The 25,767-nt window shown below is 60.8% G+C and carries 23 protein-coding genes; 9 read left to right on the top strand and 14 right to left on the bottom strand.

Annotated features, from left to right (window positions below):
- Positions 1 to 4: 4 nt before the first annotated feature.
- Positions 5 to 754, bottom strand: coding sequence for a DUF4239 domain-containing protein (locus KIT08_10690; GenBank protein UYN89551.1), 750 nt, complete (start codon positions 752 to 754; stop codon positions 5 to 7).
- Positions 755 to 857: 103 nt separating this feature from the next.
- Here KIT08_10690 and KIT08_10685 point away from each other — a divergent pair, with 103 nt between their 5' ends.
- Positions 858 to 2,528: a SulP family inorganic anion transporter gene (locus KIT08_10685; GenBank protein ID UYN89550.1), complete on the top strand. Its 1,671-nt coding sequence runs from the start codon at positions 858 to 860 to the stop codon at positions 2,526 to 2,528.
- A gap of 48 nt (positions 2,529 to 2,576) precedes the next feature.
- Here the strand turns inward: KIT08_10685 and KIT08_10680 are convergent, their stop codons facing one another.
- The 5 genes from KIT08_10680 to KIT08_10660 all read right to left on the bottom strand — a co-directional run bounded on the left by KIT08_10680 (position 2,577) and on the right by KIT08_10660 (position 7,019).
- On the bottom strand, positions 2,577 to 3,020 hold the full coding sequence (locus KIT08_10680; protein ID UYN89549.1) for a CBS domain-containing protein: 444 nt from the start codon (positions 3,018 to 3,020) through the stop codon (positions 2,577 to 2,579).
- A gap of 156 nt (positions 3,021 to 3,176) precedes the next feature.
- A complete protein-coding gene (locus KIT08_10675; GenBank protein ID UYN89548.1) occupies positions 3,177 to 3,770 on the bottom strand; it encodes an iron-containing redox enzyme family protein in 594 nt (197 codons plus the stop codon).
- A gap of 51 nt (positions 3,771 to 3,821) precedes the next feature.
- Positions 3,822 to 4,781 carry a polyprenyl synthetase family protein gene (locus tag KIT08_10670; GenBank protein ID UYN89547.1) on the bottom strand — a complete coding sequence of 320 codons (960 nt, stop codon included), beginning with the start codon at positions 4,779 to 4,781 and terminating at the stop codon, positions 3,822 to 3,824.
- 2 nt (positions 4,782 to 4,783) lie between these two features.
- A complete protein-coding gene (locus KIT08_10665; GenBank protein UYN89546.1) occupies positions 4,784 to 5,590 on the bottom strand; it encodes a TatD family hydrolase in 807 nt (268 codons plus the stop codon).
- A gap of 4 nt (positions 5,591 to 5,594) precedes the next feature.
- Positions 5,595 to 7,019, bottom strand: coding sequence for a phosphoglucomutase/phosphomannomutase family protein (locus tag KIT08_10660; protein ID UYN89545.1), 1,425 nt, complete (start codon positions 7,017 to 7,019; stop codon positions 5,595 to 5,597).
- A gap of 134 nt (positions 7,020 to 7,153) precedes the next feature.
- On the opposite strand from KIT08_10660, the gene KIT08_10655 reads away from it, so the two are divergent.
- The 7 genes from KIT08_10655 to KIT08_10625 all read left to right on the top strand — a co-directional run bounded on the left by KIT08_10655 (position 7,154) and on the right by KIT08_10625 (position 13,940).
- Positions 7,154 to 9,181 (top strand): glycosyltransferase family 39 protein, encoded by a 2,028-nt coding sequence (locus KIT08_10655; GenBank protein UYN89544.1) that lies wholly within the window; start codon positions 7,154 to 7,156, stop codon positions 9,179 to 9,181.
- Between the two features lie 118 nt (positions 9,182 to 9,299).
- On the top strand, positions 9,300 to 10,505 hold the full coding sequence (locus KIT08_10650) for a cysteine desulfurase (GenBank protein ID UYN89543.1): 1,206 nt from the start codon (positions 9,300 to 9,302) through the stop codon (positions 10,503 to 10,505).
- Positions 10,502 to 11,632 (top strand): tRNA 2-thiouridine(34) synthase MnmA, encoded by a 1,131-nt coding sequence (gene mnmA / locus KIT08_10645; GenBank protein UYN89542.1) that lies wholly within the window; start codon positions 10,502 to 10,504, stop codon positions 11,630 to 11,632. Before KIT08_10650 ends, mnmA begins: the two co-directional genes overlap by 4 nt.
- Before the next feature lie 44 nt (positions 11,633 to 11,676).
- Positions 11,677 to 11,943, top strand: a complete 267-nt coding sequence (locus KIT08_10640) for a hypothetical protein (GenBank protein ID UYN89541.1) — start codon at positions 11,677 to 11,679, stop codon at positions 11,941 to 11,943.
- A complete protein-coding gene (locus KIT08_10635; protein UYN89540.1) occupies positions 11,936 to 12,733 on the top strand; it encodes a tRNA (adenine-N1)-methyltransferase in 798 nt (265 codons plus the stop codon). The genes KIT08_10640 and KIT08_10635 overlap by 8 nt, the downstream gene beginning before the upstream one ends.
- Positions 12,733 to 13,329 carry a hypothetical protein gene (locus KIT08_10630; GenBank protein ID UYN89539.1) on the top strand — a complete coding sequence of 199 codons (597 nt, stop codon included), beginning with the start codon at positions 12,733 to 12,735 and terminating at the stop codon, positions 13,327 to 13,329. The genes KIT08_10635 and KIT08_10630 overlap by 1 nt, the downstream gene beginning before the upstream one ends.
- A complete protein-coding gene (locus tag KIT08_10625) occupies positions 13,329 to 13,940 on the top strand; it encodes a CoA pyrophosphatase (protein ID UYN89538.1) in 612 nt (203 codons plus the stop codon). Before KIT08_10630 ends, KIT08_10625 begins: the two co-directional genes overlap by 1 nt.
- Here the strand turns inward: KIT08_10625 and zwf are convergent.
- The 8 genes from zwf to tkt form a co-directional block, all read right to left on the bottom strand.
- The gene (gene zwf, locus KIT08_10620) at positions 13,937 to 15,439 is read right to left on the bottom strand and encodes a glucose-6-phosphate dehydrogenase (GenBank protein UYN89537.1); all 1,503 of its coding nucleotides are present in this window, start codon (positions 15,437 to 15,439) and stop codon (positions 13,937 to 13,939) included. The two genes, KIT08_10625 and zwf, sit on opposite strands and share 4 nt — an antisense overlap.
- The gene (gene gnd, locus KIT08_10615; GenBank protein ID UYN89536.1) at positions 15,436 to 16,347 is read right to left on the bottom strand and encodes a decarboxylating 6-phosphogluconate dehydrogenase; all 912 of its coding nucleotides are present in this window, start codon (positions 16,345 to 16,347) and stop codon (positions 15,436 to 15,438) included. Before gnd ends, zwf begins: the two co-directional genes overlap by 4 nt.
- Positions 16,348 to 16,383: 36 nt before the next feature.
- Positions 16,384 to 16,806 carry a hypothetical protein gene (locus KIT08_10610; GenBank protein ID UYN89535.1) on the bottom strand — a complete coding sequence of 141 codons (423 nt, stop codon included), beginning with the start codon at positions 16,804 to 16,806 and terminating at the stop codon, positions 16,384 to 16,386.
- A gap of 198 nt (positions 16,807 to 17,004) precedes the next feature.
- On the bottom strand, positions 17,005 to 17,760 hold the full coding sequence (locus KIT08_10605) for an enoyl-CoA hydratase/isomerase family protein (protein UYN89534.1): 756 nt from the start codon (positions 17,758 to 17,760) through the stop codon (positions 17,005 to 17,007).
- A 71-nt stretch (positions 17,761 to 17,831) separates the two neighbouring features.
- Positions 17,832 to 20,585, bottom strand: coding sequence for an SUMF1/EgtB/PvdO family nonheme iron enzyme (locus KIT08_10600; GenBank protein UYN89533.1), 2,754 nt, complete (start codon positions 20,583 to 20,585; stop codon positions 17,832 to 17,834).
- Positions 20,586 to 20,687: 102 nt separating this feature from the next.
- The gene (gene tal, locus KIT08_10595) at positions 20,688 to 21,809 is read right to left on the bottom strand and encodes a transaldolase (protein UYN89532.1); all 1,122 of its coding nucleotides are present in this window, start codon (positions 21,807 to 21,809) and stop codon (positions 20,688 to 20,690) included.
- Between the two features lie 57 nt (positions 21,810 to 21,866).
- Complete coding sequence (locus tag KIT08_10590; protein ID UYN89531.1) at positions 21,867 to 22,784, bottom strand: site-specific DNA-methyltransferase; 918 nt, start codon at positions 22,782 to 22,784, stop codon at positions 21,867 to 21,869.
- On the bottom strand, positions 22,732 to 24,750 hold the full coding sequence (gene tkt / locus KIT08_10585) for a transketolase (GenBank protein UYN89530.1): 2,019 nt from the start codon (positions 24,748 to 24,750) through the stop codon (positions 22,732 to 22,734). Before tkt ends, KIT08_10590 begins: the two co-directional genes overlap by 53 nt.
- Positions 24,751 to 24,970: 220 nt before the next feature.
- On the opposite strand from tkt, the gene KIT08_10580 reads away from it, so the two are divergent.
- The gene (locus tag KIT08_10580; GenBank protein ID UYN89529.1) at positions 24,971 to 25,765 is read left to right on the top strand and encodes a hypothetical protein; all 795 of its coding nucleotides are present in this window, start codon (positions 24,971 to 24,973) and stop codon (positions 25,763 to 25,765) included.
- Positions 25,766 to 25,767 lie beyond the last annotated feature (2 nt).

Here is a 25,767-nt window from a genome sequence, read left to right as displayed (position 1 = left end):
CAGGCTAGTAATCTTCTTCAATATGCTTGAGAGCAATTGAAAACGGCGCAGGAGTAAGCTGCATATGCCCCTTGAAGGGATTATCCAGTTCTTCGATCAACTGAAACACCATGGCCTGTAAAAAGCCGATCACGAAGGCAGAGAACAAGCCATACAACGCCATCTCGAACGGCATGATCAGGAAAGTGATCAGGGCAAAACCAGACGCGATGTAAATAAAGTACTTGAGAAATCGCGGCAAGCGGTTGCGGCTTTCATTCGTACGCTCGGTGCGCAATTGGGCCACTTCGCCATAATGCTCTACTATCTGCTCGAAAACAATCGAGTCGTGCTCGTCATCGAACTCAACGCTTTGAATGACCTCTGAGATCTTACGTAGCGCTAAGCCACTTTGCACATTGCGCTCTCCTTTCGCAAGTTGGCGAAAATTGCCTTGGACCACTAAATTGATGTATTCGCGGATACTGGCTTTCATTCGCTCGGTCAACTTGGCGTCTCGGAAGTACAAGCTAAGACGGAACAATTGCTCCAGCGCCTGCGCTTCTTTGCCAATCAAGCCAGAGATGCGGTTGTATTGGCTCCACACCTCAAACACAACAAAAGCCGCCAAAATGCCATACAGCGTGCCAAACACGCTCAGAAAGGAGCCCAGCCCACCCAGGTCATTCAGATATAAGGGAGTGTTCCAGTAGACGCGCGCCAGCCAGTACAACAGGGAGCAAGCGATGGCAAACAATAATGAGTTGCGCAGCATGTCTTATTGTAGCTTGCTCTCTTGACGTGGGCGCTCTATTGCTGCCAGGATTATTCAGAATAGTGGTATAGTGCCGGCGTTTTTCACAAAAAAAGGACTGTAAATGCCGCGGCGCTCGCTTGTCCAACTCTATCGTTCTGAGTTCTCAAACTACACTCCCACCAAGTTCCGACAAGACCTGCTAGCCGGCCTCACAGTCGCCGCCGTGGCCCTGCCATTGGCGCTGGCCTTCGGCGTGGCTTCCGGCGCCACGGCCGCTGCCGGGCTGGTGACCGCCATCATTGCTGGCCTGGTGATCGGCGCCCTCTCCGGCGCGCCGTACCAGATCAGCGGGCCCACCGGCGCCATGAGCGCCGTGCTGATCGTGCTGGTCAGCCGCTACGGGCTGGATGGCATCTGGGCCGCTGGCCTGCTTTCGGGCATTCTGTTGCTGCTGATCGGCCTGCTCAAGCTGGGCCGCTTCATTGCCTTCATCCCCTCTTCAGTCATTACGGGTTTCACTTCAGGCATTGCGCTCATCATCTTCATCGGCCAGATCGATAATTTTCTCGGTATCCACACTGCCGAAAAAGAAACTGCGCTGCAAAAACTATTCGGCTACTTTCAGGGTGGTTTTACGCCTAATTGGCAAGTGCTTGTGATCGGCTTGGTGGTCATCGGCCTGATGCTGCTGTGGCCGAAGAAGTGGGACCGCATCGCGCCTGCATCGCTGCTTGGCATCATTGCAGCCACAGTGGCCGCCGCGGTCACTGGCTGGGAGGCAGAACAGATCGGCGCCATTCCACAGACTCTGCTATTGGCTGATCGTTTCAACCCGCTCACCTTTGACTGGAGCCAGCTGCCTGATCTGCTGCCTCCCACGCTCACCATCACTGCACTCGGTGCGGTGGAGTCTTTGCTGTGCGGCGCGGTGGCCGCCAATATGACCGGCATCCGTTTGCAAGCCAATCAGGAATTGATCGGCCAGGGCGTAGGCAATATGCTGCTTCCCTTCTTCGGTGGTGTGCCAGCTACGGCTGCCATTGCGCGTTCCAGCGTTGGCATCAAATCCGGCGGGCAGACGCGGCTCACCAGCATTATCCATGCCCTGGGCTTGCTGCTATCCATGTTCCTGCTCGCTCCGCTAATGGCGCGCATTCCGCTGGCTGCCCTGGCCGGAGTGCTCATGGTCACCGCCTGGCGTATGAACGAATGGCACGCCATTCGTTTCATGTTCAGCCATCGCTTCAAGACCGACATTGCCGCTTTTTTGATCACAATGCTGGCCACGATCAGCCTGGATCTCACCCAGGCCATCCTCATCGGCTCATTGCTGGCCGGTGCGATCTTTCTCAACCGCATCGCCAGTCTGGAAGTCGAGATCAGCCCGGTAGACCCGGCCCGCTTGCAGCAACGCGGGCTCACCCTCACGCAGCAATGTGAGCATATGTATGTCGCCTTCGTTACCGGGCCGCTTTTCTTTGCCGCTGCGTCCGTTTTCAGCGAAGCTTTTTCCGGCTTGCACAAAACGCACGCCTTGGTGCTCTCCATGCGGGGAGTGCCACTACTGGATACTGCCGGATTAGAGGCGATACGTCGCCTGCATGAAAAGGTCCGCGATCAGGGCGGTACGCTCATGTTTGCAGGCGTGCACGCCAGCGTCAAAGCAATGCTGCAACGCGGCGGCCTTGTAGATGAGATAGGTGAGCAGTATTTCTTCTGGAGCAGCGATCAGGCTCTTGTGGCTGCGAATCAAAGCCAATGTGCTCACTGCAGCAATAAGCCCGCGCAGTGAGCATGCCCTCAAGGGGCATGCTCACTTGAGGAGGGTAAGACGCTGAAGCTAAACAGCCGCTACAGCCACGGGCTCTTGATCCAACAGGCGCATGAACGCCCGAAAGATGTCAGACTCCGTGATAATGCCAACCAGCTTGCCGTCTTTCACCACCGGCAGTGCGCCGATCTTGTGTTGCAACATCAGTCGGGCTGCTTCGGTGAGCGCCGTGTCCGGGCTCACCGTATACGGCTTGCGCGTCATTAATTTCTCCACGCCGATCCGCTGCAGCAAATAGCTGATCTCATGAATACTGAGGCCGGTGGCATCCGATGGGTTCGCCTCGCGTAAGTCACCATATGTGACGATGCCCACCAATTGGCCATTCTCCACCACAGGTAGGCGGCGGATATGCTTCTCTCGCATGAGCGCGGTTGCCTCCGGCAACGTCGTGCCGGACGGCACAGAGATCACATCCTTTGTCATCCAATCTGATACTTTATGAGTGTCCATATGTACCTCCTCGTTACGCCCTACTCTACGCGCTGCACGAGAAAGTCAATAGATACAAATGTCCCAAGAATGTCACAAACTGACTTTACACTGAGGGAATAGTGCCAACAAAAAAAGCCGAGCTTTCGCTCGGCTTTTTGGTTTACGGGGTAAAGACTACATTGCGCAGTGCTTGTCGTAGATGTCAGTCAGCGCATCCCACAAGGCGGCGCTCATCTGCTCGCAAGCAGCCAGGGCCTCAGCCTGCTCCTCGCTGTTCAGGCCATTGATGGCGGTAAGCAGCTTGGCGGCTTCGTGGTGGTTGGCCGAGTGCACTTCAAAGTAAGGCTCGGTATTGGCGGGCAGGCTGTAGTGGGCGCGCAGGCCGTCCAGCTTGCTCTTGGCGGTATCGGGCTGCTGCGCCTCAAAAGCGTACAGGGCGCCCAGCGCCGTAGCCGGCTTGGCAAACAGGGCAGCCGAGTCGGCTACCAGCTTGCTCACCGCGGGCAGCTCAGCTGCGCCAACCTCGGTCTCCAGGCCGGCGGCAAAATCCTGCCACAGTTCGGCATGCTCGCGCTCTTCCTGCGCGGTCTCCGCGTCGTTCAGAGTCTCCCAGCCGGCAGGCATGGTGGCGATGAAAGCGCCATACTCGCGGGCATAGGTGCGCAGTGCGTCCACCGGCAGCTCGCCGGATTCCCAAGCCTGGTAGAAGGGGTGCTTGAGCAGCGCCTTCTTTTCAATACGCTGGTTAAGTTGCTCTTGCAGAGTCATATGGCTCCTTTGTTTCAGACGAATAAGGGAATAGTTTAGCGAAAACTCAGCTTAATGCAAGCGCTGAACCACATATTCAGCCAGGTCAGCCAGGCCGTCGCGCTCGTCGCAAGCCGGCATGCTTTCCAACGCATCCAGCGCCACGCGCACATAGCGGTGAGCTTCCTCGTTGGCCTGCTCCAGCGCTCCGCTGGAGCGAATGTCGCCGATCAGCGCTTCCATCCGCTCCTCTTCCAGCTCGTGGCCGTCCAGCAGAACTTGCACGCGCTCGTCAGCAGGCTTGCCTTGCAGATAATACAGGGTCGGCAGGGTGAACAAACCATGGCGCAAGTCACTCGCCACCGGCTTGCCTAGCGTAGCTTCGTCAGAGGAGAAGTCCAGAACATCATCCACCAACTGGAAGGCCATACCAATGCTGTTGCCGTAGGTGTTTAGCAACTCACCATATTTGGGGAAGACACCCGCCAGGTGTGCAGGTGCCTTGGCCGCCAGCTCGAACATCGAAGCGGTCTTGGCATAGATGCGTTGGTCGTATTCCTCCCGCGTGGGATACGTGTTGCGTGTGAAGATCTGATTGACTTCGCCATTGACAATGATCGAGAGCGTCTTGGCGAACATCTGCATCACTTCCACAGACTCAGCCTGCGAGCCCAGCCAGGCGGCCTGCGAGAACAGGAAGTCACCCGCCAGGATCGTTGCGGCCGAGTTCCACAGTGCATTCAATGTGGGTTCGCCACGGCGCAGGGTGGCGCCATCGATCAGGTCGTCGTGCACCAGTGTGGCAGTGTGCAGCATCTCGACCGCAGCCGCCACCGTGACGGCGTGCTTGTGCGGCGCGTTCAGCATGCCCGCCACTAGTAGGGTTACCGTGGGGCGTACCCGTTTGCCGCCCGAGTTAAGCAACTGCTCCAGGGCATAGCCAAGCTCAGGATGGTATCCGTCGGCCACCCGGCGCATGCGCTCCTCAACTTCAGGGAGCTGTGCTTGCACCTGGGCGTGAAAGTCCAGCATAGTCATTGCTGCGCCTCAATACCAAATAAATGACGGGCATTGGCGGTGGTCGCCGCACAGATCTCTTCATATGGCAAGCCCTTAAGTTCGGCCAGCTTCTCGGCCACCAGCTTGACCCGCGCAGGCTCGTTGCGCTGCCCGCGCAGCGGATGCGGCGAAAGGAACGGGCTGTCCGTTTCCACCAGCACGCGTTCCAGCGGCGCGTGCTTGGCGATCGCCTGCAGTACCGGCGCATTCTTGAAAGTCAGCGGGCCGGTGAAGCCCAGAAAGTACCCGGCCGCCACGGCTTTGTCGGCCATGGCCTGGTCGCCTGAGAATGAATGCAGCACCCCGGGACGCGCAGCCAACCGCGAACCGCTGGCCGCCAGGCCAGCCTGCCATTCAAGCAAAATAGCCAGCAAGTCTTCGCTGGCCTCACGGTTGTGCACGATCACGGGCAATTCCATTTCTGCTGCCAATTCTAACTGAGCTTGCAATACTTTCTGTTGCACATCATGCGGAGCTTCATCCCAGTAATAGTCCAGGCCGATCTCGCCTATCGCAACTACCTTCGACTGCTGCGCCAGTTGGCGCACCTCTTCTTCGCTGCTCGCACCCCACTGCGTGCTGCTGTTGGGGTGCACGCCCACAGCAGCATAGACACAGGTTGTCTGCTGCGCCAGGGCGACTACCTTGGCGGCGTTGGCGATATCAGTGCTCGGATTCACGATCACATCCACACCGGCCTCCTGCGCCCGAGCCACTACGTCAGCCCGGTCACTGTCAAAGGCGTCAAAATCCAAATGGCAATGCGTATCGATCAGTGTCATTCATTTACTGCGTAATACCTGCTACGCGCAAACCATCTTGCAAAATAGCCTGCACTTTATCGACATGTGTGGTCTCGGTGTACACGCGGATTTTCGGCTCCGTGCCAGAGAAGCGCACCAGCAGCCAGCCACCATCTTCCAGATTGAACTTGAAACCATCCGTAGTATCCAGGCTGGTCACTCTCAGGCCGCCCATCGTCTCAGGCTTGGCGTCCACAATCAGTTTTTCCACCGCGGCACGGTCGCCCTCGAACAAGCTATCAATGCGGTCGTAATAATGCGCGCCTACCTTGGCGAACAGCCACTCGATCAGCTCCGTCGGTTTCTTGTTGAGCTTCACCATCATGTCGAGCACATACAGGCCAGCCAGGATGCCATCGCGTTCCGGCACATTGCCGCGGAAAGCATAGCCGCCCGACTCTTCGCCGCCGATCATGGCGCCCACTTCCATCATCTTGGGAGCCACATACTTGAATCCCACGCCGGTGTCGTACACCGGCACATCGTAGAGCTTGCCCAGCTTGTTCAGCATCGTGGTGGTGGAAAGCGTCTTAACGATCGGGCCACGCTCGCCGCGCACTTCCAACAGGTAGTACGCCAGCAAGCCATAGGCGCGCAATTGGTCGATGAACTGGCCCTTCTCGTCGCCCAGCCCCATGCGGTCCGCATCGCCATCCGTGATCAGCAACACATCCGCCTCGTTGGCTACGGTGGCGGCCAGCCCGGCATCCACATTGGGTTGTATCGGCTCGGGGCGCTCCATCTCCGGATAGATGGGGTTGCGCTCGTTATGGATCTCCAGCACGCGCGTTTTGCCGCCTGCCAGCAGACGCGGGAACCAGCCAGCTCCATTACCCCACATGGTGTCCACCATCACGGTGAAGCCCGCATCTTTGATGGGCTGCAGGTCAATCAGCTTTTGCAAGTGCTCAATGTATTTGGGAGCCGCATCAAAGATCTCGATCAATCCCTGCGTTTGGGCGTCTTTAAAATCCAGGCTGCTCACGGCGGCCAGCGTATCGGGGATGGCGGCTTCGATCTCAGCCAGACCCTCAGGGTCAATCGCGCCACCGTTCTCGTCTCGCACTTTAAAACCATTGTCAGTCGGCGGGTTGTGCGAAGCGGTGATGTTGATTGCACCGCCAGCCTTCTGGGTCAGCACGGCGTAAGAGATCACTGGCGTGGGCGTGGCTTCCTTGGTTAGCCAGGCTTTGATGCCGTTACCGGCCAATACACTCGCCACACTAGCGGCAAAATTCTCAGAATGAAAGCGCTTGTCATACCCCACCACAACGCCCATGGAGGCCTTGTTGTGGTTCTTGATGTAGGTCGCATATCCCTGGGCAGCGCGCTGTACGGCGTCAAACGTGTAATCCTTGGCGATCATTCCACGCCAACCATCAGTTCCAAAGCGAATATCTTTGGCCATTCAGCTTGTCCCTTTGTAAATGTGATTTTTAGTACAAGCTGATTATAGCAGAATGCCACGCGAACTCAAAGCCTGTCAGCAGCCTGACGCCCTCCACGCTAGCCGCCCAGCAGCTTTCCCGTATACTCAGCGGGATGAGCCATACCAAACGAACCGCCAAAAAGACACCTAAACGAGTGGCCCAGCCAGCCTTGGCTTCCCGCCTGCAGGAAACCGCCCCTCAGCTAACCACTCTGGCACTCTGGGGCATGCTGCTAGCGGTGCCGGCCGTGCGCTTTTGGAACCTGAAGGATTTGCAAGCCGAAGTATTTGGCGATATTAGCACCGCCACCATTTACGTATGGGATATCGTGCACGGCCGCTGGCCCTTCTACATCCCGCTCAGTACCGGCCCCCTGTTCCACTACTTTGCCGCCCCGGCTGCGTTGCTGTTTGGTTTGAACTATCTTAGCCTCAAGCTCACCTCGGTCCTCATCAGCCTCGGCGCTTTGGCGTTCACCTACGCCCTTGCCCGGCGCTTACTCGGGCCGCTCTTCGCTACCCTGGCCACTTTCATCGCCGGCATCTCCTATTGGCTTCTCATTCACAGCCGTCTTGGCAATGTGCCCATCGTGGTGCCGCTGCTGGCGGCCTGCCTCGCCTGGCTACTGGTCTGCTACATCCAGCAGCCGCAGCGTCGTTGGCTGCTGTGGGCTGCCTTCGTCTCCATCCTTGGCCTGTACACCTACCCCGGCGCCTACCTGCTACCTGCCGCTCTGCTCCTATCCATGCTGGTCTTGCATTTCACTGGGCCGCGCGTACACACGGGCGACTGGCTGCGCGTGATCGCCATGCTACTCCTCCTGGCGTTACCTTATATGTGGATCGTGTCGCAGAATGCCGTAGCCTTCACCTCTGAGGGCTACCTCGGCGGAAAGTTCGAGCTCAGCGCAGCCGGTCTGTGGCAGCTGGTCCAGAACGGACTAAAAGCGCTGGCCGCTTATAACATCAAGGGCGATAGCATCAGCCGTGTCAACATCGCCCACCGCCCTCACCTGGATCTCCTCAGCGGTCTATTCTTCCTCCTCGGCATCATCTTCTGGTTGCGCCAGCCGCGCCGCCGCGAGGGGCTGATCCTGCTCATCATCTTCCTGCTGATGCATGTGCCTTCCATGCTGGTGGTCGCCAACAGCAGCGAGGTGCCGTCCGCCACCCGCACCCTCGGCGCGGCGCCACTCGCCTATCTCTTCGTGGCCAGCGGGTTGTGGCAGCTTTCCATGTGGCTACAAACACGGCTGAGCAAAATTACATCTGCGGTCATCGTCACTGCACTCGTGGCGTTAATCGCGGTCCTCAACCTGGGGGGCTACTTCGGCGCATATATCAACGGCCTGCCTTATCGCAATACGCCTATCGCCCGCCACATTACCGACTATGCCAATTTGCTGCCTGAGAACACGCAGATCTACCTGGTGGGCTGCTGCTGGGAATCCAGCATGCCCGAACCCATCAGCATCCATGATGAGATGGATCGCCCGCAAAACTTTCACTACATCCAGCCCGACGAGTTGAACTGCACCGCGCTGGAAGCCACCCTGCAAGGCCCTGCAGTGCTTATCTGGAGCTATCGCGAAAGTCTGCCCGCCGCGCAACTGGAAACCTGCGCTGAGCGCTTTCCTGCCCAGCTGTACACCAGCCGCGCCGGCTTGCCCATGTTTCATGCTGCGCCAGTCCAAGGCCTGCGCATCATCGAGCCGGTCGCCGGCCTCGAAACCCAATGGGTGGAGTTCAACGGCAGCCAGGCGCTGGTGCGCTACTCCTCGCTGGACGGTGGCCGCATTGAAGACGCCCTCGACGGCAACTTTGACTCGCTGATGCGCGGCGCCGACGCCAATCCCTTCGTCCTTGAATTTGACTTCGAACCGCCGCGCCAACTCCGAGGACTGGAACTCACTCTCGCAGGTATACACTCCTTTGAAGTCAGCCTGTTCCTGACGTATGAGGACGGCACCTTGCACGACCTCAAGCAAAGCTATGCCGACCTGCCTTCAGATCCCACCGTCAGCATTGAGCTGCCCGCCACTGAAGCCGAGTTAGCTACTCTGCACATCGAGATCAAAGATCTCGCGCCTGAGCCAGCCAACGGATATCACATCCATATCCGCGAGCTCTGGCTGGAATAGCCCCTGCAACCGGCTATCTGTGAATTCTTGCCTTCAGTTTTTGTTTCAAGGTTCATCTGCGGCGTGGCGTAGCCACGCATCTGCGGCAAGGTTTACTCCCCGCTATAATCACCCCGTTATGAACGCGCCTGCGCGCCGCTACTTTGACTACGCTGCCACCACGCCGCTCGATCCGCGCGTTTGGGCAGCCATGCAGCCCTACTTCGAGGCCGAATTTGGCAACCCGTCTTCCGTCCACGGCTATGGTCAGCGCGCCGAAGCCGCCGTGGAACAGGCCCGCGGCCGCCTGGCCGCCGCCCTCGGCTGCCAACCTGAGGAGCTCCTTTTCACCTCGGGCGGCACAGAGAGCAATAACCTGGCCCTGCGCGGCGCAGCCTTGGACGCCCGCCGCCAGCGCGGCGCCAATCGCCTGCTGGTCAGCCCGGTGGAGCATCCTGCCGTGGCCCGTACGGCCGATCAGTTGGCGGCCGAGTTCGGCTTTGAGCTCGTGCGCCTGCCCGCAGACGAATACGGCATGGTGCATCCGCAAGATGTCACCCGCCTCCTAACCGCTGATACCGCCCTGGTTTCAGTCATCCTGGCCAATAACGAGGTTGGCACACTCAACCCCATCAGCGAGGTTGCTGCCATCTGCCGCGAGCGCGGCGTTGCGTTCCACAGCGATGCCATCCAGGCGCCTGCTCATGTCCCTCTCAATGTCACCGAACTCGGTATTGACCTTCTCAGCCTGGGAGCCCACAAGCTGTATGGCCCCAAGGGTGTCGGCTTGCTCTTTGTGCGCGCCGGCACACCACTACTGCCTATTCAAACCGGCGGCAGCCATGAAGCCGGCCTGCGCGCCGGCACGCACAATGTGCCTTACATCGTCGGCATCGCCGTGGCGTTTGAGTTGGCCCAGACAGAGATCGATCAATCGATTAATCGATTGATCGATTGGCGCAACACAATAATCAATTCAGTCTTGAATGATATTGACGACTCGAAATTGACCGGGCATCCCACCCAACGACTCGCCAACCACGCCAGTTTTGTGTTCAAGGGTGTGGATGGCAACGCATTGCTGATGCTGCTGGATGACGCTGGCTTCGCCTGCTCCTCCGGCTCGGCCTGCAAGACTGGCGACCCGCAACCCAGCGAAGTTTTGCTGGCCATGGGCATCACGCCAGAATGGGCAAATGGTTCCCTGCGCATCACGCTGGGCAAGCACACCACCCAAGCCGATGTAGACGCACTGCTCACCGCTCTACCCGCTCTCATCGAGCGAGCACGCAAACTTGAGAGCGCTCATCAGCGTTCATCTGTGGCTAAAGGGTTTAGCTCATGAGTAAGCCCAAAGTCGTCGTCGCCATGAGCGGCGGAGTGGATAGCTCCGTCGCGGCCGCCTTGCTCCAGCAACAGGGCTACGAGGTCATTGGGATGATGCTGCGCCTGTGGAGCGAGCCGGGGCGCGAAGCCAGCAACCGCTGCTGCACCCCAGCCGCCATGAGCGTCGCCCGCCGCGTGGCAGGCCAGCTAGGCATCCCCTTCTACGCCATCAACGCCCAGGATGAATTTCACGATGTGGTCGTGAACTACTTCCTGGATGGCTACGCCGCGGGTGGCACGCCCAACCCCTGCCTCGTCTGCAACCGCCAGATCCGCTGGGAATTTTTGCTCAACCGCGCCCTGGCCCTCGGCGCTGACTACATGGCCACCGGCCACTATGTGCGCCTCACCCGCAACCCAGGCGAGCCGGTGCGCCTGTTCGAAGCCGTAGACACCCACAAAGATCAGTCCTACGTGCTGCACGTGCTCAACCAGGCCAAGCTGCAGCACGCCCTGTTTCCTCTGGGCGAGCTGACCAAGCCTGAAGTGCGCGCCATCGCCGCCGAGCTCAAGCTACCCGCCGCAACTTCAAAAGAAAGTATGGACCTGTGCTTCCTGGCCGGTCAGGACTATCGTGACTTCCTGCATCGCCACCAGCCGCAGCTCATCCAACCCGGCGAGATCGTCAACATGGCTGGCCAGCCCATCGGCCAGCACGAGGGCCTAGCCAGCTACACCATCGGCCAGCGCAAAGGGCTGGGCATCGCCGCCGCCCAGCCGCTCTACGTCATCGCCAAGGACACCGCCAGCAACCAACTCGTCGTAGGCACGCAAGAGGAACTGGGCGGCAGCCAGCTCACCACAGAGCCAATGCACTGGGTCAGCTGGCAGGCGCCCAGCCAGCCCTTCGAAGCCGAGGTCAAGATCCGTTACAGTGCCCGTAAGGCGCCCGCCCGCGTCAGCCTGCTGGCGGATGGCCGCGCCACTATTGAGTTTGCCCACCCCCTGCGCGATATCACGCCTGGCCAGGCCGCGGTGATCTATCGTGACGGCGAAGTCCTGGGCGGTGGTCTGATTGCGACACCCAAGACGGAATCCACAGATGAGCACAGATACAAAACCGGTAAAGCTGATATGGTTATCTGATTTCATTGCCTAAGCATCTGTGTTTATCTGTGAAATAAATTGTCATGACTCTCCCCTCCTTCGTGCTCGGCGCCACCATCGCCACCCTGTTCGGCGCAGCCTTCCACCTATGGCGCGGCGGCGGCATGGGCCGCCTGCTGCTCTACCTTGGCCTCGCCTGGGCTGGATTCTGGGGCGGCCACATCGCCGCTCAACAAATGGGCTGGACTCTCTTTCGCCTTGGCCCGCTGTTCCTCGGCATCGCCGTGCTGGCCAGCCTGGCGGCCCTGGTCGCCGGGCACTGGGTATTCGTGGTGCAGCCGCGTGAGTAACGCGCCCACCGCCCGCGCCGGCGATCTGGCCTTTCTTTCCGGCCCGCGCGGCCACTCTGTCACCGTCAAGCTCACCACCGGTGAGCGCATGCAGAGCATGCACGGCGTCATCCCGCATGAAGACATCATCGGCCGCCAATGGGGCACGCAGATCAGCACCCACCGCGGGGTTATCTTCACCATCCTGCAGCCCGCTCTGGATGATCTACTGCGCGATATTGAACGTGCCAGTCAGGTGATCTACCCAAAAGATATCGGCTATATCCTGCTCAACCTTGGCGTCGGCCCCGGCACCCAAGTCATCGAAGCTGGCACAGGTTCTGGCGCGCTCACCGTAGCGCTGGCCCACACCGTTGGCCCAAACGGGCACGTCTACAGCTACGAGAACCGCGCCAAGGCTCAGGATATGGCGCGGCGCAACCTGCAGCACCTCGGCTTGGACGAGCGCGTGACCCTGCACCTGCACGACATTGGCGAAGGCTTCCTGGAGAAGAACATCGCCGCCATTTTTCTTGACCTGCCCAATCCCGAGGACTATCTGGCCCAGGTGCGCGCCGCCCTGCAGCCGGGCGGCTTCTTTGGCTGCATCCTGCCCACCACCAATCAGGTCAGCAAAGTGCTCGAGTCGCTCAAGCAGCACTCCTTTGGCTTCGTTGAGGTTTCAGAACTCATGCACCGCTACTACAAGGCCAGCGCCGGCCGCCTGCGCCCCGCCGACACCATGGTGGCCCACACCGGCTTTCTGATCTTCGCCCGCTGCCTTGCCGAAGGTCTGCACGCGGAGCGCTGATGACAGGCAAACAACGTCGTCGTTTCCCGTACGCCCGCCGCCCGCTGGCCGAACGCCTGCAAAGCTTCAGCCAGCGCAAGCCACGCGGGCCGCTGGTGCCCGGCCGTTCGCTCAACCCGCGCCAACAGAAAGAGCTGCAGCGCGCCAACCACCTGCTGGCTGTCGGTGACCATGTCGCCGCCGCCCGCATCTTTGCAGACATGGCTAGCCGCGCCTACGACCGCAGCATCATCTATCCTTCACCCATGCTCTACCTGCAAGCTGCCCACGCGTACCTGCTTGGCGAGCAAGTCCAGCCTTCCGTAGAGAGTGCGCGCAGTGGCCTCGAGATGCTCGCCGGCCAGCAACGCTGGACGCAACTGCACAGCGAAAGCCAGCGCTACCTCACTGAGTTGGGTCTGCAGCACAGCCCCGAAGCCAGAGAACTGCAAGCCTGGCTTGCCGAGCTGACCCCGCAGCCGCTGCCTGATTCGCCCGCACCCAACCCAGACATCTGCCCCTACTGCGGCGCCCACGGCAGCCTGGAGCCGCTGGCGGCTGGCCGCGCCAACCGCTGCCGCTATTGCGCCAGCGTGGTGCATATCCAGGCGGGCTGATGGTCAGCATTCCAGATTTCAGCGAAGACGAAATTCGTCGCCGCCTGTCCGCTCGCCACGCCGACCCGGAGATAAATGTGATGAACGAGGGCTACGAGGTGAGCACGCCACGTCCGGCGGCCGTGCTTCTGCCTCTCCTGCGCCAGGACGATGAATGGCATCTGCTCTATATCCTGCGCTCGGTGCACGAGGGCGATATGCACAGCGGCCAGGTGGCCTTTCCCGGCGGCCGCTGGGACCCGGGCGAAACGCACGCCGAGCAAGCCGCGCTGCGCGAAGCCCACGAAGAGGTCAACCTGCCGCCGGACCAGGTGCGCCTGCTCGGCAACTTGGAAGATTTCATCACCATCAGCAGCTACCGCGTCACGCCCGTTGTCGGCGTCATCCCCTGGCCCATCAAGCTCGACCCGCAACCAGGCGAGGTGCAGCGTATCTTCACCATCCCGCTACCCTGGCTGGCCGACCCCGCCAACCGCGAGGAACGCGAACGCACTGCGCCCAATGGCGCGGTGGTGCGCGTGGCCTACTTCACGCAATATGATCGTGAGTTGTTATGGGGTGTTACCGCGCGGATAACGCTAATATTCCTGCAGGCTCTCGGCCTCGCCTAGCCCGGCACCTCCTCCATGTCGCGCCAGCTATAGCCGTGCTCCCGAATAAATTTGTGATTCTCCTCCGGCCCCCAACTGCCCGGCGCGTATTGCGGCAGCTTGCTATTGGGCTGTGCCTGCCAGGCCTGCAAGACCCCGTCGATAAATTTCCACGCTTCCAGCACTTCATCGCTGCGCGTGAACAGCGTAGCGTCGCCGTGCATGCAGTCCAGCAGCAGACGCTCATACGCCTCCGGCGTGCTGGCGCCAAACGCGTCTGCATACGAGAAGTCCATCTTGACCGACTTGAGTTTGTTGTTCGGCCCGGGTACCTTAGCGCCGAAGGTCAGCGTGATGCCTTCGTCCGGCTGGATATTAAGCACCAGCCGGTTAGGTGCATCCCCGGCCATGTTCTGCGCGCCGAACAAGGCAAGCGGCACCTGACGATACTGGATGGCGATCTCGGTCACGCGCTCAGCCAAATGCTTGCCTGAGCGGATGAAGAACGGCACGCCGGCCCAGCGCCAATTGTCGATGGCCACCCGAATGGCAAGGAATGTCTCGGTCTGCGAATCCGTCGCCACGCCTTCATGCGCCAGGTAGGCGTCGACCTGCTTGCCATCCTGCTTACCCGCCCCGTATTGTGCTCGCAGCGTGCTCTTGAGCGCTTCGTCGCCGGTCAGCGGGCGTAGCGCCCGCAGCACTTTGACCTTCTCATCGCGCACCGCATCCGCATTGAACGCCACGGGCGCCTCCATTGCAGTCAGCGTCAGCAGTTGCAGGGCATGGTTCTGCACAATATCGCGGATGACCCCGGCGCTGTCAAAATAGGCCGCCCGCCCATCCACGCCGATCGTCTCCGCAACCGTGATCTGCACGCAGTTCACATAACGGCGGTTCCACAGCGGCTCAAAGATGCCGTTGGCAAAGCGGAAGAACAAAATATTCTGCACCGTCTCTTTGCCCAGATAATGGTCAATACGAAAGATCTGCTCTTCGTCGAAGACCCGGTGGATGATGGTCTCCAGTTCCTGCGCCGAAGCCAGGTCATGTCCATAGGGTTTTTCGACAATGATACGAGTCCATCCGCGGTCATTCTGGGCCAGGTTAGCCTCGCCCAGGTTGGTAATGATCTCGTCATATACACTGGGCGGCGTAGCCAGGTAATACAGGCGATTGTGCGCGCCCAGTTCCTCCAGCTTGGCCTTCAGGCGCTCGTAACCCGGCTTCTCGCCAAAATCGCCATACACATACACCATGCGACCCAGCAGGCCGTCCAAAGCGGCTTTGTCCACAGGTTGCGTGCGCGCAAACTTCTCTATGGCTACACGCATTTCGCTGCGAAGTTTGTCGTCGCTCCACTCGCGGCGGCCCACGCCAATGATGCTGGTCTCCGGCGGCAGCTGGCCGTCCAGGGCAAGCTGGTACAGCGCCGGCACCAGCTTGCGGTGCGCCAGGTCACCAGTGATGCCGAAAATAACTAGAGCCGCAGCGCTGGCACGCCCGTTCTTGCTGCTCATTCGGCCTTCTTCACCGCATGGCCGCCGAACTGGTTGCGCAGCGCTGCGATCAGCTTGTTGGCGTAGCTTTCCGGCTGCCGGCTGGCAAAGCGCTGCATCAGCGACAAGGTGATCACCGGCGCGGGCACATCCTGGTTGATCGCCTCAAAAACAGTCCAGCGTCCTTCGCCAGAATCTTCTACATAGCCAGCAATATCTGTGAGTTTTGCGTCAGATTCCAGTGCGCGGGCTGCCAGATCCAGCAGCCAGGAGCGCACTACCGTGCCATACCGCCACATCTCAGCGATTTGGTGCACGTCCAGCCCAAACTCCTCTTTGGTCGCCATCAGCTCAAAGCCTTCAGCATAGGCCTGCATCAGGCCGTACTCGATGCCGTTGTGCACCATCTTGACGTAGTGCCCAGCCCCGCTCGGCCCCACATGGCCCCAGCCCTTGTCCTCGGCTGGCGCCAGCGCCTTGAAAACCGGCTCCAGGCGGCTGACTGCACCCGCATCCCCACCGATCATCAAGCCATACCCGTTCTCCAGCCCCCACACGCCGCCGCTGACGCCCACGTCTACAAAATGGATGCCACGCTCAGCCAGCATAGCCGCCCGGCGCATGCTGTCCCGAAAGTTGGCGTTGCCGCCGTCAATGATCACGTCACCGGCGGCCAGCTGGCCAGCCAGCGCTTCGATCGTGCTTTCGGTGGCTTCGCCCGCCGGCAGCATCAGCCACACCGCCCGGGGTGCCTCAAGTTGGCCCACAACCTCATTTAGCGAGAATGCGGGCAGCAGCCCAGCCTCCTGCTCTAGCTGGCGCGTGGTGTCTTCGCTCAGGTTGTAGCCCACTACCTGGTGGCCTGCTTTCAGCAAGCGGCGGCTCATGTTGCCGCCCATGCGGCCCAGGCCGATCATGGCAATCTTCATAACAACTCCTGTGTACAACTTCTGTGTAATTCCGCGCTACTTCTCAGCGGCGCGCTTTTCGGGCGCAGCTTTCTTGGGAGCCTTCTTAGCCGGCGCCTTGGCGCCTGCCGGGCGCACTCTCCTAACATGCCCTTGTGCCACTTTGCGGATCAAGCCCAGCGGCAGCGGCTTATCCAGCGCAAAGCGTAAAGTACCTTTGGAAACCAGGTAGGGCCTGACGGCTCGTTCCGTCTCTGCTGGCAGGGGCGGAATGGGATACACGGCGACATGCTGGCTGTGCCCGGCAAAATACATCAGCACCTTGCCATCCAGCTTGTAGCCGGCAATGCGATAGCTGACAGATTCGCTGGCTGTGGGTGCAACATCCTTGATGATCTTGCGAATGGCAACCAGTTTCTCTTGCGTACCTTTTGGAAACGTTTTGATGTACTCAGCAACACTCGCAGGAGCAGAGGCCATGGCAACCTCCTCAGGTCACTGCACTACTATAATCTATCCACCGAGTTGAACATTTTGAGGTCATTCCGAGGCGGCGTTTTTAGTTATGCAGATTCAAAATACATGCAAGCCGAGGAATCCTTTAGGGCAGGCAAAAACCAGCCGATTTCCAATTCGTAAAGGTTCCTTCCCCCTTCGTATGCACTATGCGAATACAGCCTACTTGCGATTCAAAAAGCGGGCAACCGCCTGGCGGCGATACTCGGTGTCCCACAGGAACGAGAACAGGCGGCGCTCGGCGTGCCGCGCCACCAGCGGGCTGGCCACCGCGAACTGCAGCAGCCGCTTGGCCGCCTGCACCGCTTCGGCCGGGTGCTGGGCCATCTCGGCCGCCAGCGTGCGGGCCGCCTCCAATGCGCCACCCGGCGCGCTGAGATGGCCCACCAGGCCGATGGCTTTGGCCTCGTGGGCCGGCAACACCCGCGCCGTGGTCAGCAGCTCCAGCGCGGTGGGATAGCCCACCAGCTGCAGCAGGTAGCGCGCCCCGCCCCACGCTGTGGTGATGCCCAGCTTGGCATGCACGAAGCCAATATCGGCATCCTCGGCCATAATGCGCTGGTCACACGCCACGGCGATCTCGGCCCCGCCGCCCCGCGCCGGGCCATTGATGGCGGCAATGGTCGGGCAATGCAGGCCGCGCAGCGCGCCCAGGGCCTTGCCCATCACGGTCGCCAGGCGCATGCCATCCTTGCGTTTGGTGTATGGCGCCAGCGCCTTCAGGTCGCCACCGGAGACGAAGGTCTCGCCCGCGCCGGTAATGATGAGGGCGCGGATATCCCTGGCAGCTGCGACGCGTTTGATGGCGGCTGCAAACGCGTCCATCGCCGCCCAGTCCAAGCCGTTACGCACTTGTGGTCGATTGACCAACAATGTGGCAATCGAGTGATCGTCAAGTGTGAGTTCAATACCGCTCATAAGCAAGTTAGGTTCTTAAACACAACGAGGCGCAATCGGTTGCGCCTCGCTGAGGTCTTAAAACAACTCTACTAATAACAAGTGCCTCCGCCAGCTGCGCCAGCAACAAACGGGAACCAGTTGCATCCAGCCGCGGAACAAGCAGCGAAGTTATTGTTGTAATTTGAACAAACGATATTTGTGCCCCCGCCAGTCGGCCCGTCATCGGGGATGTCATCGCAGCGCAGGGCTATCGGGTCCCAAATTTCGCCCGTCGGGCAGGTTGGCGTAGCGGTAGGCTCAAAGGCACACACCGGCACAGTCTGCGTCACAGTCCAGCAGCCTTCTGAGGTTGTGCTGGTAGGCTGGCAGGTTTGCGTGCGCGGGTTGAGCGTATAGCCGAGCGCACAACCACCACAACCCGCCTGCACACAGAAGCCCAGCTGGTAGTCAAAGTACTGGCCCGGGCCACACCCCATAGGAGGAGTGGAGGTGGTTGGGAAGCAGGCACCAAACGCGCTGTCATAGTACATGCCCTGCGGGCATTGGCCATCTTGCGAAGGCACTCCCGCACCGGCAGCAGGCACGCAGGCCTGCTGGGCCGTGTCGAAGTAATAGCCCAGCGGGCATCCATCTGTGTTGCCCGGTCCAGGGTCACAGAAGGTGCCGCCTGCAGCGGCCGCAAAAGCAAAACTCTGCAAGCGGGAAGTGCCGGTCTGGCCGTCGGCGCAGGTGCTGCCGTCATTGCCTGGGTTACCCACACAGCAGTTCAAGCGCGAGCTGAAGGTGTAGCCCGGCGCGCACCCGCTGCCGGGGCCATCGGTCGGCACACAAGTCTGCTGGCGGCTCTCATAGTAGTAGCCAGGGCCGCACGTGCCGTCAGGCAGATCCACACATTGCAGCGTGCGTGAGTTGTAGTATTGGTTGGGGCCACATTCAACAGCCACATTGCTGTCGGGGTTATTGGCTGTACGCGTGATGGTGACGGGGTAACACACGCCATCATATTGGTTGTAGACGGTTCCCTCAGGGCAGCCATTCACATCCTGCGTCTCACACGCGCCCGTCAGCGGGTTGCGAGCGCTGCCGTCATCACACGTTTCTGGGCGCCCCTGGATCGGCGAGCAGCACATGATGTTGCGGTCATAGAAGTAGCCCGGCCCGCACAGGCCGCCGCCGTCATCGTTGGTGGGCGGTTGGCAGGTGCCGCTGGTGCGGTCGAACACGAACGGCTCGGGGCACACCGGCTGGTCATCACCACCACCGTCAGGCACGCAGGCTTGCGCCGCGGCACTGTACGTGGTGCCCTCAGGGCAGCCAGACTGGCCATCCGGCACACATTGCATCTGCGCCGTGTCAAAGCTCCAGCCATCAGGGCACGATGCTTCCTGCGGGAGGCACTGGCCGGTAGCCGGGTCAAACACCAGCCCTTCGGGGCAGTACGCTGCCGCGGCTTGCAAGGCCGGCGCAGCCTGAGGCGCAAATGCCTGCAGCCCATTCGGCTGCAGCCCAGCGAGCTGCACCGCGCTTTGCGGCTCGAAGGCTACCAGCTGCATGACTGGCGCGCTAGGCTGCTGGAAGCCAACCAGAGCCTGCCCCTCCGGCGTGGGCGTGAAAGCCGCCAACTGCGGTGAGGGCAGCGCACCCTGCGGCGCAGGACACGCCGAAATGCTCACCAGCGTGCCTTGTGATTGAGCCGTGCCTTCGCAGATCCAGCGGCCGGGGTAAACCGTGGAGTCGAAGCAGTTGTACGGGATGCCATTGATCGTCACGTCATAATCAGCAGCCGACCGGCCGCCGCCATCAATTGTGAAGCGGATATAGCCATCCCTCGGGCAGGCGAAGCCCAACCACTCCAGATCCGTGGTGTTGTCCTCGCCATTGGACGGCGTGCAATCGCCGCCGGGATTATCGGGATCGGTGCACAGTGGCGAGTACGCGGGTTGGCAGTATGGCGCGCGTGTGCCCGCGGGCACACCCTGCCCGATAGGCACACAGCGGAAGCCGACTTCGTTGAAGGCTTCCTCCGGGTCAAGGGCAAAACGCGCCGCCGATCGCAGATCTGGTGCAGCATCCAGATAGCTGCCACCACGCACCACTTTGAGCTCGCCCTCTTGCGGGCCTTGCGGGTTGCTGCTCACGCCCAGTTCGTAATATTCAGGGTCGTACCAGTCGGCCGTCCATTCCCACACGTTGCCGGCCAGGTCATTGGCCTCGTAGATGCTCTCGCCCAGTGGCAACTGGCCGATCTTCTCAGTGATGGTGTCGAGGATACAGTCTCCACCATTGGCGCGGTCACATAACGGCTCGTCATCACCCCAGGGATACAGCGCTGCCAACTCGCCGCGGGCGGTCTTCTCCCACTCGGCCTCACTTGGCAAGCGCGCATTCAGCCAGCCACAAAAGTCTTGCGCCTGGAACCAGTTCACGCCCACAACAGGATGGTCGCGGTACTCCGGGTCGCTATAGTGCTGGGTGGCCGTATCGGCCTCGGGATCATCCTCATCCTCGATCACAATTGGCGAGGTGCACTGTCCGGCTTCCACACACTGCGCATACATATCGTTGGTGACTTCATTGCGATAGATATGGAAACCGTTCAGCACCACGCGCCGCGCCGGCAGCTCATCCTCGCGCGCTTGCGTGTCCTGCTCCGGGTCGCTGCCCATAATAAAAGGCCCGCCGGGCACAAACACCAGCAGGTCCTCTATGGGTATCTCAAGATCAGGAGTAGCGGTGGGCTGGAACTCTATCGGACTTCCGGCGCTGCCGCCGCAAGCCGCCAAGCCCAAGGCCAGCAGCAGGATCAGACTACATTGTGAAACAGACACGCGGAATGAGTTCATGAGCCTCTCCTCATTCAAGACATAACGCTATTTTGGGCGAAGTGTTACCAGTATACGCCCCATACCAGCCCGCCCCTTCTTGAGTGGGCTGGGTATTCTGTACTAGCGAAATTCGCCCGCACGCTGGTCGATCGTGGCGAACAGGTCGGCGATCGCCTTGCTGAAGGCGGCCACACCCTCCTGCTCCACCTCGTCGGTGGCCTTATCCAGCGAGAGCCCCAGCATCTCCAGATTGGCGAGCTGGAAGCGGGCCTCATCCAGGCCGTCTTCAATGCTCAGCGTGGCCGCCGCATGGTTCTTGGCCGCTTCCAGGGTCTGCGGGGGCACTGTGTTCACGGTGTCTTTACCGACCAGGGTGTCCACATACAGCAGGTCAGGGTATGCGGGGTTCTTGGTGCTGGTGGAAGCCCACAACGGGCGCTGGCGGCGGCCGCCCTTCTGGGCGATGGCTTCAAAGCGCGGCCCAGAGAAGCGTTCAAGAAACAGCCTGTACGCCAGCTTGGCGTTCGCCACGGCGATCGTGCCCATGAGGGCATTGGCTTTGCGAGCGGTATCGCCGCCCTGCTCTGCCAATGTTTCCAGCCAGCCATCCACCTTGGTGTCAATACGCGAGACAAAGAACGAGGCCACCGAGGCAATGTGCCCGATGGGCAGGTTGTTGGCGATCCGTTCTTCCAGGCCGGCCAGATAGGCATTGATGACTGCGTCATAGCGCTGCAGCGAGAAGATCAGGGTGATGTTGATGTTGATACCGCGCGCGATAGAAGCTTGGATGGCAGGGATGCCCTCGGCGGTGGCGGGGATCTTGACCATCAAGTTGGGCCGGTCCACCAACGCCCACAGGCGCTGGGCCTCGTGCTCTGTGGCGGCCGTGTCATGCGCCAGGTCCGGATGCACCTCGATGCTTACGTAGCCATCGCCGCCGCGCGTGCTGTCATACAGCGGGCGGAACAGATCGCAGGCCGCCTGAATATCCTGGACCGTCAGCGCGTCGTAGATCTCCGCTGTGGTCTTGCCGGCCCGTGCCAGCTCGGCCAGTTGGGCATCGTAGTCCTCGGACTTGCCAATGGCGTTGTTGAAGATGCTGGGATTGGAGGTGACGCCATAAATATCGCCGCGCTCGATCATAGCCTTCAGCTCACCATTGTCCAGCAAGCGGCGTTCGATGTTGTCGAACCACAGGGACTGGCCCAGGGCATACAGTTTTTGCGGATTAGTGGTCATAAGGCTCCTTCTGGTTTCCACTCGGAGAGAAATTGAAGAGAACGCTCTGTTCTCAACTCATTCTCCTTTGACGAACTCTACATCTTTCCCCTTAAAGCGTTCCTTCATTACATCGATCGCCTCTTTGTTACTGTCCACCAGCAAAAACCGGCGACCCAGCTCCAGCGCAGCGGCACCGGTTGTGCCACTGCCGGCAAAAAAGTCGAGCACCAGGTCACCCGGATTCGATGAAGCCGTAAGAACGCGGCGCAGGATGCCCAGCGGCTTCTGGGTAGGGTACCCGGTTTTTTCTTTGCCGGTGGGGCTTACGATGGTATGCCACCAGGTATCCGTGGGCAGCTTGCCGCGCTCCGCCTTGGCCTCACCGGCCAAGGCTGGCGCCATGTAAGGGATGCGCTCGATGTCCTCAACGTTGAAGGTATAGCCCTTATTATCTTTGACATAGAGCAGGATATTGTCGTGCTTGGCCGGCCAGCGGTCCTTGGCGCGGCCGCCGTAGTCATAGGCCCAGATGATCTCGTTCAGGAAATTTTGGCGGCCAAAGATCTCGTCCAGCAATATCTTGCAGTAGTGCACTTCGCGGTAGTCCACATGGAAGTACATGCTGCCGTCCGGCGCCAACACGCGGTGTGCCTCACGCAAACGCGGCTCCAGAAATTCCAGATAGTCGTCGAAGGCATCGTTGAAGGCCCGGCTGCCCAGCACGGTGGTGCTGTAGCGCTGGCCTCCAAAACCCACCCGGTCGCCATTCTCGCTGCGCTCCGTGCGCAGGCGGCTGCGGGCCTGCTTGCGGCCGGTGTTGAACGGCGGGTCAATGTAGATCAGGTTCACGCTCGCGTCGGGCAGGCCGAGCAGCACGGCCAGGTTATCGCCATGCACTACGCGGGCCTTTACTGCCAGCTTGCGGCGTGCTGGCACCGGGCTACCTCTTCTTCGGCAGCAGGGTGCGGGCGTGCTTGAGCACGTTGGCGGCATTGAAGCCCAGCTTGCGCATGGCCTCGTCGCCCGGCGCCGAGGCGCCGAAGCGCTCGAGGCTGACATGCGCCGTGGCCCACTGCTGCCAGCCCTGCGCTACGCCCGCCTCCACCGAGAGGCGGGCAGTCACGGCCGGCGGCAGCACCTTCTCACGGTAGCTCTTGGACTGGGCTACGAACAGCTCCCAGCTGGGGAAGGAAACCAGGCGCACAGTGACGCCGTCCTTGGCCAGCTTGCGGCCGGCTTCGATGATGAGCGGCACTTCCGAGCCGGAGGCCATCAAAATAATGTCAGGCTTTTTCTTCTTGCCCCAGTCAGCCAGCACATAGGCGCCCTTATGCAAACCCGTGGCAGCGGCAAACTCCCCGCCGCGCCCGCGTTCCAGCGTGGGTAGGTCTTGCCGGGAGAAGATGAGCGTGGTCGGGTTCTTGCGGTCACGCACGGCAGCGATCCAGGCCTCGCGCACCTCGTTGGCATCCGCCGGGCGGATGACACGCATGTTGGGGATGGCGCGCAAAGCGGCGAGATGCTCGACCGGCTGGTGGGTCGGCCCATCCTCGCCCACGCCAATGCTGTCATGCGTGAAGACCCAGATGCTGGGATACGGCGAGAGCGCCGAGAGGCGCATGGAGGCGCGCATGTAATCCGAGAAGACCAGGAAGGTTGCGCCGAAAGGAATGATGCCCGGCGTCAGGCTGAGCCCGTTGACGATGCCGCCCATGGCATGCTCGCGCACGCCATAGTGGATGCTGCGCCCCTCTGGCGTGTTGGGCTGGAAGTCTGGCGCGGAGTTGATGAAGGTCTTGGTTGACGGATGCAGGTCGGCCGAGCCGCCCAGCAGATCAGGCAGCTTGTCGGCGATGGCATTGATGACCTTGCCGGAGGAAACCCGCGTGGCCATGCCCTTGGCATCCGCCGGGAATACTGGCAGCTCCGCGTCCCAGCCTTCGGGCAGCTCACCGGCCAGGATGCGTAGCAACTCGGCGTGCTGCTGCGGATGGGCGGCCTTGTAACCAGCCAGCCTGCTCTCCCAGGCGGCTTTGAGCTCAGCCCCCTGCTCCATCGCGCCGCGGAAATGCTCCAGCGCCTCGCCGGGGATGAGGAAGCGTGGCTCCAACGGCCAGCCGAGGGCGCGCTTGGCGCCGTCGAGCTCTTCGTTGCCAGGCGGTTCGCCGTGGGCCTTCTCGGTGCCCTGGCGCTTGGGCAGACCAAAGCCGATAATGGTCTTGACCCTGATGAGCGAGGGCCTCGGGTCGGCCTGGGCGGCAACCAGTGCGGCGTCGATGGCTTCGACATCGTTGCCATCCGCCACGTGCTGCACATGCCAGCCGTAGGACTCAAAGCGCAGGCCCACATCCTCTGTGAAGGTCAGGTGGGTGCTGCCATCGATCGAGATGTTGTTGTCGTCGTACAAGAGGATGAGCTTGCCGAGCTTGAGATGCCCAGCCAGCGAGGCGGCTTCAGCGGTGATGCCTTCCATCAAGTCGCCATCGGTGACGATGGCATAGGTGAAATAGTCAAAGATCTCATGGCCCGGGCGGTTGAAGCGCGCCGCCAGGTGCGCCTGGCCGATAGCCAGGCCGACCGCATTGGCGAAGCCCTGGCCCAGCGGGCCGGTGCTGGTTTCCACCCCGGGGGCAACCCAGTACTCCGGATGGCCGGGGGTCTTGCTCTCCCACTGGCGGAAGCGCTTGATCTCCTCCAGAGAGAGCGGATAGCCGGTGAGGTGCAACAGCGAATACAGCAGCATCGAACCGTGGCCGCCAGACAGCACAAAGCGGTCACGGTTGGCCCATTGGGGGTCTTTGGGATTATGGCGCAGGTGGCGGGTCCACAGCGCGTAGGCCATGGCCGCCGCGCCCATCGGCAGGCCCGGGTGGCCGGAATTGGCTTGCTGCACGGCATCCGCCGAAAGGAAGCGAATGGTGTTGATGGCTAACTGTTCGAGGTCTTTGGGAGTTGACATAGGCTTAGAAGATTTTACTCCACGCGCTGCGAGGCACTTTTATGAGAATGACCTGCGGCGGGGGGAGCGCTTTGGTCATTCTCATCAAGGTGGTTGACAGCCGAGCCATAGTGATGCTTATACACCGAGTAGGCACTTTGCAATGCCAGATGCATGCTTGCATCAAGGACTTGCAAGCCATTGCGGGACAGAAAGCCACATATAGTAAGATTACTGCGCCATGGCTCGCGAAGTTAAATCCCAGTTCCCCATTTTTGGCGATTGGCGCGGCACGCGCGAGACGCTGCACGCTTATTGCAAAGTAGCCAGCGCCATCCGCGCCGCCTTGACCCCTGAGCAGCCGCGCCACGGCCATCTGGGCCTGCGCGTTTACACCTCCGGCCTGACCACGACGCCGATCTCGTTCCCTGAGGACCCGGCCCAGACCTTTGCGCTGAGCCTGGATCTGCGCAATCATTACTTCATCCTGAGCACCAGCGGCGGCCATGTGCAGCAACTGCGCCTGAGCGAAGGGCTGAGCGCCACCCAGCTGGGCAACGAGCTGCTGGCCCGCCTGGGGGAACTGGGTATGCAAGGCAAAGTGCCCGCCAAGAGCTATAGCAGCGATGTCAAGCGCGACTACGCGCTGGATGAGGCTGAGCGCTTCCTGGCCGCTCTGCGGCTGGCGAACCAGGTATTCGAAGATGCGCGCAAGGAGCTGGGGCAGGCCTCAGACGCAGTGCAGTTGTGGCCGCGCCTGTTCGACCTCTCGTTCGTGGCTCCTGCGAATGACGAGGATAAGAGCATTACCTTCGGCCTGGCTCTGCAACCCGGCAACGAATATTTTTATGTCAGCCCGCATCCGTTTGACAAGGCGCTGACGCAGCAATCACTGCCCAACGGGGCGCGCTGGAACACGGATGGCTGGAAGGGCGCCATGCTGCCCTACAGCGAAGTGGCCGGCAACGCAGACGGCGCCGAGCGCGTGCTGGCGTTCCTGCAGGCGGCCTACGCGTTGCAGCTCCCCACCCTGTAATC

It is taken from the genome of Anaerolineales bacterium (assembly GCA_025808555.1).
In the GTDB taxonomy this organism is placed as follows: domain Bacteria; phylum Chloroflexota; class Anaerolineae; order Anaerolineales; family UBA11579; genus JAMCZK01.
The sequence above is the reverse complement of the archived record's forward strand: the minus strand, read 5'-3'. Positions and strand labels throughout refer to the sequence as shown.